Annotated in this window: 2 protein-coding genes; both read right to left on the bottom strand. The window is 66.2% G+C overall.

The window, feature by feature from the left end; all coding sequences use genetic code 11:
- A partial coding sequence (locus V6M52_RS14570; RefSeq protein ID WP_442881868.1) for a hypothetical protein occupies positions 1–200 on the bottom strand: 200 nt, incomplete at its 3' end.
- On the bottom strand, positions 197–1,996 hold the full coding sequence (locus tag V6M52_RS14565) for a hypothetical protein (RefSeq protein WP_332701537.1): 1,800 nt from the start codon (positions 1,994–1,996) through the stop codon (positions 197–199). The genes V6M52_RS14570 and V6M52_RS14565, both read right to left, overlap by 4 nt.
- Between the last annotated feature and the right edge of the window lie 175 nt (positions 1,997–2,171).

The following is a 2,171-nucleotide window of genomic DNA, read 5'->3' as shown; positions in this document are numbered from 1 at the left end:
GTGACGTGCACCGACGGATAGTTGTGCTGAGGCGAGCCCAGGACATCCATGAGCGCCTCGATACGAGTCAGTGACGGCTCGATCTTGGTCTCGGGCCAACGCTTGTCGAGTTCTGCTTCCACCAGCGCCAGTTCGGCGATGTCGACCGGAGTCGGAACCGAACTCTGAGCGTCGAATTGGGACGGCTCGTACGAACTCACTTGTCGGCCAACTCCTTCAGACGTCCCGTGATGCGCTCGATCTCTTCGACGGCGATCTGGCGACGTGTCTTGATCTTGTCCACGACGGCGTCGGGCGCCTTCGCCAGGAAGGCCTCGTTCGCCAGCTTGTTGTCAGCGGTGACGAGCTCCTTCTGCGCTGCCGCGAGGTCCTTTTCGAGCCGCTTCTTCTCCGCGCCGAGGTCGATGGTGCCCGAGGTGTCGATGTCGACAGTGACGGTGCCCTGGCTCAGGCGCACCTCGACGGAGATCGACGCGGTGAATCCCTCTTCGGGTTCGGTCAGCTTGGCCAGCGCCGCCACGTAGGCGAACTGGCCGTCCATGCCGGCCTCCGAAAGCCCGGACGCACGAGCCGGGACCTTCTGGGAAGGCTTGAGTCCCTGATCGTTTCGGAATCGTCGCACCTCGGTGATCAGCTTCTGCGTGTCTTCGATCCTGGTTGCGGCCTGGGCGTCGACTGCCTCACCGGACAACACGGGCCATTCGGCGACGACGACGGACTCGCCGCCGGTGAGCACCTTCCACAGGGTTTCGGCCTTGGTCGCCCCCAGGGCCAGAGAGCCCTCGCGCACCGCCCGCGGAATCCGCGCCAGGCCTTCCTCGGTGGCGACTATCACCACCGGCACAGCGAGGATCGCCAGGGTCAGCGAGGCCCACAGCAGCCCCGGGGTGCCGAAGGTCGGCGCCGGCAGGGCCTCGGGGAAGAACAGCCGGTCGAGCGAGCCGCCCAGCACATAGACGAAGAAGCCCAGGCCGAACACGCCGTAGACGATCGCCGGGACGCCGGCCAGGTTGTTCACCGCGATGCGGATGGTGCGGGTCAGCGGGCCCTGCTTGGCGTATTCGCGCAGGTAGACCGCGGCCAGCACGCCGAACGGGGTGACCATCACCGCCATGATCAGGGTCATCATCACGGTGCCGAAAATCGCCGGGAAGATGCCGCCCTCGGTGTTGGCCTCGCGCGGGTCATCGCTGAGGAATTCCCAGAGCTTGCCGAAGTAGAAACCGATCTTGCTGAACAGGCCCATGGCGTTCGGCTGGTAGGCGTGCACCACCTTGCCCAGGCTGATTTCCAGCTCCTGGCCGTTGGCCTCGCGGACCATCAGGCTGTCGCGGTTGAACTCCTCGTGCAGGCTGACCAGGCGGCCTTCCAGCTCCTTGTAGCGCGCATCCAGCTGGGCGCGCTCGGCGGCCAGATCGGCCTGGGCCTGCGCATCCAGCTGGCCTTGCAGCTCCAGCTTGCGGGTGTCCAGGCGCAGGCGCTCGAGGCCATGGTTGATCGCGCCTATGTCCTTCTTCTCCAGCCGGGCCAGTTCATCGGCCAGCTGGCTAACGCGTGCCAGGCGCTCCTGCAGGGCCGGCCAGGCGGCTTCGCCCTCGGCCACCACCTGGCCCTTCTCCTTGACGCTGAGCAGGTAGCCGTAGAAGTTGCCCCATTCGCGGCGCTCCAGGGTCATCAGCTCGGCGGGCTTGCTCTGCTCGGTCAGCCAGTCGCCGACCACCCAGGTGAAGTCGCTGCCGTAGACTTCGCGGTTGCCCACCTTGAGCAACTCGCGGGTCATAAATTCCGGACCCGCGTCCGGCACCGGCAGGCCGGCGCCCTTGAGGCGGGCACGCGGCACTTCCTCGGCCTGCACCACTTCGCCGATCAGCACCTGAGCGCCCTGACCGGGCACCACATAGCGCGTCTGCAGCAGGTCGGCCGGCCAGAAATGGCCGAGGCCACGCACGGCAATCAACAGCAGCAGGCCGAGGGTCATGATCACGGCGATGGACACGGCCCCGCCGCTCAGCCAGACACCGGGCGAGCCACTTTTGAACCAGTTTTTCAGGGAGTCCTGTTTCACGGATTTCTCACCTTGGTTGCAGTTCTCCCCTCTCCCTTCAGGGAGAGGGGCCGGGGGAGAGGGCAGCCGGGCAAGCCGAACCAACCCTCTCCCGGCCCTTAGGGCC

The sequence above is a fragment of the Devosia sp. genome, from assembly GCF_036676215.1.
Taxonomy (GTDB): Bacteria; Pseudomonadota; Alphaproteobacteria; order Rhizobiales; family Devosiaceae; genus Devosia.
This window is presented reverse-complemented; position numbering and strand designations above follow the sequence as displayed.